Consider the following 6675-nt stretch of genomic DNA (forward strand, 5'->3'; position numbering starts at 1 on the left):
CCACCTGGAGCATGCAAAGTAGGAACGCCCGTGACCACATCCAACGCAGCCGAGAATGGTCGCTTATCGGGGGCGAACAAATGCCCGCAGTGGACGCGTATCAGGATTTTTCCACCGGGGCTCAGCGTGCGGGTGACATGAACAGGATTATCTGTGACCCCCCAACTGATGAAGTTTGAGTCGAGCTTCGCCGTGCCGTGGATTACTGACATTGGCCCAGGGGCCGGCACCAGAAACGCCGCCGTTGCTCCTGGTAGCACCAGCCTGAGATCTGATTCAAACCAGACTTCGACAACCTGCGGCTGCTGTTCGATTATTGCGGGCAATAACGGGTCTGTGAGAATAATGCGGATTCCGTTGAGTGCGCCGAGAGCTTCCTGGTTCGTGAGTACGTTGGCTTGCTTCCAGGACACGCTCTTGATCGAAGGCCAATCCCTGTCGAGACCAATACCCTGTTCGCCTCGATCGCCCTTGTCACCTTTGACGCCGGGGTCGCCCTTGTCGCCCGTAATGCCGGGATCACCTTTGTCGCCCTTGAGGCCTGGGTCACCCTTATCGCCTTTCGCGCCCGGATCACCCTTGTCGCCTTTAACGCCCGGATCGCCTTTGTCGCCCTTGGCACCGGGATCACCCTTATCGCCCTTCGCGCCCGGATCACCTTTGTCGCCCTTGACGCCGGGATCGCCTTTGTCGCCCTTCGCGCCCGGATCACCTTTGTCACCCTTGGCGCCGGGATCTCCCTTGTCACCTTTGGCAGCGGCCTGACCGGCTTCGCCTTTATCGCCTTTGTCGCCCTTCGCGCCTGGCTCACCCGGATCGCCTTTGTCGCCCTTCGCGCCTGCGTCGCCTTTGTCACCCTTCTCACCGGGATCACCCTTGTCACCTTTGGCGCCGGGTTCACCGGGTAGGCCGGGGTCACCTTTGTCGCCCTTCTCACCTTCGTCTCCTTTATCACCAGCCTTACCAGCCAGCTTCGGGCCGTCGTAGTGCCAGTGACCAAATTCGTCCTGAACGAAATTGCCTGAGTGACTATGGTTTCCAGCCGCAACGAACAGTGCCGAATCTTGTTCAGCTTTGAATCCGGCATTCTTCTTTGTGACTGAGGCGATCTCGAGAGCGTCTGGTCCAATTTCCGAATCGTTATCGGCCTCGACCGAAGCCGTAGTAATCAATGCGATTAAGGTTGCTAGATTTCCGACCCGCAGTGATTCGCGGTCGCTTTCTTCCGCTCTGAGTACTACGCGCCAGGGGCCGTCTCCATCGGGGATATTTACGCTGGCGGGAGCATCGATATTGAGCCGGATACCACTCGGCGCAAAGGCAACGCCCGGTTGAATTGAGACAGCCCCGTCATTTGTCTCGACATGCAATCCCCAGGCGATGCGTCCTAAACCGACGGTTCGGCGCAAGTCAACCACGGCCTCGCGCAACCGGTCCTGCATGTGCTGCATATGGTCCGCGGTCACACGCAGTCCGTCTAAAAACTGAGTCCTGCCATCATTCGCCATGTGGGCTTACCTCAACTCCTCAGGTCGTTGATACGACGTCAATATCTCTTAAGGTGACATTTCCCGGGCTGCGACTGATTGCTCGCAGAACCGGAGACGACACCGCTAACGCAGGCGGAAAGGCCAACCTGGCGAAGGCGCCCTTGGCGACCGGCGTAACTTCAACCGCTGACTCATCCGAAACAATGCTGACAATCAAGGGGGCCACCGGCACATCCTTCGGCGCATGACCGATCAGACGCATGCGCCCACGCACGCTTCCGAATCCGCTGGTCCCCGACTGAAACAGCAGCGGCAAAGGTTTGAAGGGTCCGGTTGGCGCACCGCGCTTAATCACATTTTGGTTCAGCGGATCGGTAGCCCCGGCGCTGGCGCCGAGACTGTAGGTGACTTCACCACGCGATACCGTTAGGACTGCCCACGGTGGATTCTGAGCAGTGATCGCGACGGCCTTCTTAAACGAGAACGTGGTCCAGGCTTCCTTATCTCCCGCCGATAACTCGACCGGCTCGCTCACCGCTCCCGGCAGCGGCTCAAGCGGCTCGCTACTTCCTTCCTTGTTCTTCCAGAGCAGCACGCGTATTTCTGCTCCGCCGCTGCCGGCCCGTAAAGGCAAACGAATGCCGGTTAGCTCGGCGAGGCCAGTTGTCGATCTCAAGCGAACGCAGACGGCCCGATCCGGATCGAGGACCAGGTCAGCGAGGTCGGCATCGTTTGGCCCCACCGGTGGGATGGTCCGTTCGGGAGGCAACGTCCCCGCGGCGGTGAAACTGATTTCTTCGATCGCTATTGGCGCCGGCAGGCTCTCGAGCGGAACGTCCTCGGTCCCTTCCTCACCGAATGAAAGCTCTTTACTAGTGTCTCCACTAAAGGTCACGCGCCGGACATAACTTAAGACCGGCGGCTCAGCGAGCCGCATACTAAGCTTGCCCGGAACGCGACTGGTGAGCACAACTTTGAAAGTCAATTCTTCGGACTTAGTGGGATCGCCGGTCAACTTTCCGAGTGCCTCAGCCAGATGGACGATCCGCTCGCCGTCCCGATTCCAGGCATCGTCAGATAAAGCAGTCGCAGGTCCCGGCTGGGCCGGCCCAGACAGCGTCACTACGGGCACGCCGCCGTCGATTCTTATTTCAAGATCAGATGGAGCTTCCGGTAAAACCACGGCCATTTGCGCCGCCAGCTCATCGCCGGTTTTTGAGCCGGTCGCTTCAACGAGCAGCCTTTCCGTCCTCACTTCCGAAGACAGGATCGCAGTCTCTTGCGAACCTCCGGTAAAGACCGGTTGCGGCCCAAACGCCGTGCCCATCCACGGTGTTATTTGCACAATGGTCATGCCCGATGGCACGCTCACGCCGCTGATCGTTCGCGGAGTCCCAAAGTCTAAGACGATCGCCATGCCGCGACCTCCCAGATGCCTCGCTGTCGAAGCCGTCGCCCGAACCTGGGCCACCGCGTTGACCACCGTCGCGTTGGCGCGATCGGCATTAACCACGATGTCGTACTTGCGAACCAGTGCATTGCGGGCGAGCGTGACATCAAGCGTGAAAGACGAGATGCCGTCGGTGGTCAGTTGAGCGCCGAAGACCCGTACACCGGCGACGGCCAGCAGGTTCTCGGAAAACCCACGGTCGAGAAACAGTGTGTCGCGTCCAGAGATGATTGCCATGATTCTTCCGTGCTATCTGAAAGCAGCCGCACCACGAACGCTGTCGAAAGCCTTGGCGAAGGTCCGCGTCGAATCAGCTTCGTTTACGGTGACGCCCTTTTTCTGAAACTCTGTAATTAGCAACTGTTTTTCGTCCACGGTGACTTCGCTCGCCGTGTCGTGTCGCAAAAGCACTTCGCGGACGGCGACGTTTTCGATCACGTCGTCAACATGACTAAGCGCTTTTGCCTTGAGATCGGCATGAACGTTGTCAAAAATATCAAACGGAATCACGTCCTTCGGAGCGAGTATCAGATCGACCACCGTGCCGGGAGTGACTTTGGTTCCGGGAGGAATACTCTGCGAAACAACGCGCGGCGAAAACTTGGGTATTACAGTCGGCAGGTTCTCGAGCACGAAGCTGGTCTTCTTTTCGTCGAGGGTAACGTGTGGCACCTCGAACCCTTCGCGCACTACCTTCGCTTTGGTCGGCTTGTCGCTGATATCGATGAACTGCGTCGATGCCTTGGCGGACGTCCTGGCCCCGGCGGTTAAATCAAAGTTTGCCATTGAAACTCACTCCTATTTAGTTCGATCAGGTTTATGAAGCCTTTTGCTTGGTTACAACTTTGCCAAGCGCCAGACCAAGTCCTTCGAGTGCCTTCTGCGCCTCAGCGAGCGTCAAGCCGGCCAACGACGGAATTTCGACCGAAGACTGAACCTGCAATGAAGTGGCGATCACAAGTTGCGCGTTGCCGTCAGGCGCCACCGGCAGACCGGCGGCTGGGATTTGCGCCAGCACTGGCGAGTTGTCGTTATCGGCGCCCGGATTTGCCGGAGCAACGTCGCGGCCGGCGACGTCGATGATTCGTGATACGGCAATGTTCGCGTTCTTCAACTGTTGCAGTGCGGCCTGAAGCGGAGCGCCGAACACAGCGGGCATAAAAGCACCGTTGGGTGTCAGCGTTAACGGAACCGCTTCGGCCGATGGCGAGGTAATGGATTTGGTGGCCGCATCGAATCCCGGCGCTTCTGCGCGAAGGGTGTACGGGCCAGGCGCAAGTCCGGAAAAAACAAAAGTGTTCGCCGGCGCTACCGGCGCCACGGCCTGGAAGATCACTCCGTCGCCCCGGGTCGCGGTCACTCGCGCCGACGCCAACGCCAACCCGACGTTTGTCAGCGAGACTTGCAGACTGGAGGCTTCAGTGCTGTTGAGGTAATTGGTCAATGCGATGATGCCATTGACGATTACATTCCAGCCTTCGGCCGTCACCGGCTCGCCGGCATTGACTGTTTTTGGGATGTTAGGGTTGATTGCCATAAGTTCCTCTCCACCGTTGCTCAGGCCGGAGCCGACCACAACATCGTCCCCGAGCGCAGCTGTACAATCGGATCGATCAAATCTCCAGCGTTCAATGTTCCTCCGCCCATCATCCAGCGATCGTCTTCGAATTCGACGCGCACTTCGACGCCGGCGGGGTGGAAACGCTTAACTGCCTGGACCACGCGCTGGCGCGTTTGCACGCCGTCAGTGTCGTCAGGCGTCAGGCCGCGAAAGCGTCGCGGGATCAGCAGTCGCACACAAAAGGCCCGGCGTTCGAGCCACGACAAAGAAACGATCGCGGAATCAGGCGCGACCTCATTTGCCGGACCGGCAAACACCGAACTGTCGAGAAAGCCCACCGCTGTTCGTGGGGCGACCCGCAATACATGTTCAGTTCCTTCTTCCGATTCCAATTTGGAAAAGTGGGCCTCCTGGATAAAAAAAGCGAAGCGGGTTTCGCCTACGTCGACGCCCGGCATTGGTAAATCTTCGCCGCTGTGCGGAAACAGAAAGTCCGGATCGAAAGCACCCGCCGGCGTGGTCACCGCGAAGCTGGCCCGCCTGTCGCCGGTTACACCCGCGCCGTCAAAAACAAAATCCGTGGCCCGTTCATCCGACCCTGCGAAACAAGCGCCCTTCCAGGAAAACGCAAAGGAAGTAACATCGCTGCCGTCCAGGGTGACGCGGCCCTCTTCGGTAAAAACAACTGCGCCGCCGGGAGGAATCGTTCCGGCGTAACCGACGCCGTGTCCTTCGTCACGATTAACGACCATCGGTCCGACGGTCTTAATTTCTTTTCCGGTAAAGCGGACCTGAAGCAACGTTCGCTCAAAGCCACGGCGGAGGACACTGAACAATTCCGTGTGATGCCGGCCCACTTGATCCGTGCTCACTCGTTCAAGTGGGTTTTCCTCAACGCCCATCAGCTCTGCGGGCGCCGGGAGTGGTTCTAATACTTCGCGCGCTGGTTGGTTACCGGAAGCGGGCTCCAATTTCGGACTAGTAAGGATCAACCGATCTCGAACCAGGGCCGCGTGCCAAAAGCGATCCTTGCTGTGAACAACGTGGAGGATGTCCAGGTCGAGAGCGTTGGCCGCTCCCTCGAGTAACGCCCGGACAGTGCCGTTACCGTAAGCATGAATTCGCGAAATTGTCTTGATCCGAATGCGCGCCGCGTCGAGCAGCATATTGTCGACGGTGGCGGCCTTCGCGTTTTGAATAAGCCGCGTCTTCGCGGCCTCTAGATCAGGTGGAACGTTGTTGGCGTGCGCCGGCGCAAACAGCGGTAGGCGCGGAGATGGAGCGGCAATTCCCCACAAGCGGCAAAGTTCCTCGGCAGCAGAATCACGCTCAGCGGGAGTTGCCGCTTTCGTCAGCCTTACCAACAACTCTCGAGCCCGCTCAAACCTGGCGAAGAGCAACGCCAGTTCGGCTTGAGTGATTCCATGTAACGCGGCAATGAGCAGTAGATCGCGCAGCTCATCAGCATCGCCAACGCGATGTGAACGACGGATACGAGCCATGATTGCCGACTGCTCATCGAGGGTTAAGGCCAGCGCATCGGTCACCGCTTCCAGCTGCTTGCCTGGCCGGGTCGCTTCGAAGTGCGCCGGAAAGCGGCTCAGTATTTTGAGCGTGCGACCGATCATTGACCCTCCAGGCTGACTCGGCGCACCCACAGCTGCTCGAGTGATGTTAAGGGAAGCTGCACGTCCTGTTGATGAATGCGGACACCGGCTTCCTGATATTCGATCTTGTAGTGCAGATCAGTTACCGAGTAGTTGTCAGAAGCGCTCAACATTCCCTGGAGAGCGGCGACTGAGAGAACGGAGATCGGTGCGGTCTTCAACCCGGCGCGCAGCTGGCCATCGATCTGATCGCGCGCGCTGGCCCGGGCCGTAGTTTGATCACCAAGCAAACCCGCGCCCTTCAACGTGACTGTCACAACCACGTCCAACATCACCAGTGCCCCGCCGACATCTACTGTGATCGCGCCCGCCACCGGGCGCACGGCTGGATTGTCGGCGACGACGTTCCGGTGGTGCGGCTGTTCAGGATTGGCCTGCGGATAGATCTCGATCATCACGTCGAGCACGCCTTCGATTTCCATCAGCCGCGCTACCAGGCGGTTGTAGACCAGGACCTCGCCGATTCCTGCTTCGCCGAGAAAATCGGTCACCGCCTTACGCGCCGTC

Annotated in this window: 6 protein-coding genes; all 6 read right to left on the reverse strand. The window is 58.9% G+C overall.

The features are described from left to right. On the reverse strand, window positions 1–1466 hold a 1466-nt coding region (locus VN887_06030; protein HXT39564.1), incomplete at its 3' end, for a hypothetical protein. 61 nt (window positions 1467–1527) lie between these two features. Beyond that, entirely contained in the window at window positions 1528–3177 is a 1650-nt protein-coding gene (locus VN887_06035; GenBank protein HXT39565.1) for a hypothetical protein, read from the reverse strand. Window positions 3178–3189: 12 nt separating this feature from the next. Continuing rightward, entirely contained in the window at window positions 3190–3726 is a 537-nt protein-coding gene (locus VN887_06040; GenBank protein ID HXT39566.1) for a PASTA domain-containing protein, read from the reverse strand. A 31-nt stretch (window positions 3727–3757) separates the two neighbouring features. Then, window positions 3758–4477: a hypothetical protein gene (locus VN887_06045; protein ID HXT39567.1), complete on the reverse strand. Its 720-nt coding sequence runs from the start codon at window positions 4475–4477 to the stop codon at window positions 3758–3760. 20 nt (window positions 4478–4497) lie between these two features. Further along, on the reverse strand, window positions 4498–6129 hold the full coding sequence (locus tag VN887_06050) for a hypothetical protein (GenBank protein ID HXT39568.1): 1632 nt from the start codon (window positions 6127–6129) through the stop codon (window positions 4498–4500). Continuing rightward, a partial coding sequence (locus VN887_06055) for a hypothetical protein (GenBank protein HXT39569.1) occupies window positions 6126–6675 on the reverse strand: 550 nt, incomplete at its 5' end. The genes VN887_06050 and VN887_06055, both read right to left, overlap by 4 nt.

Source organism: Candidatus Angelobacter sp. (genome assembly GCA_035607015.1).
In the GTDB taxonomy this organism is placed as follows: domain Bacteria; phylum Verrucomicrobiota; class Verrucomicrobiia; order Limisphaerales; family AV2; genus AV2.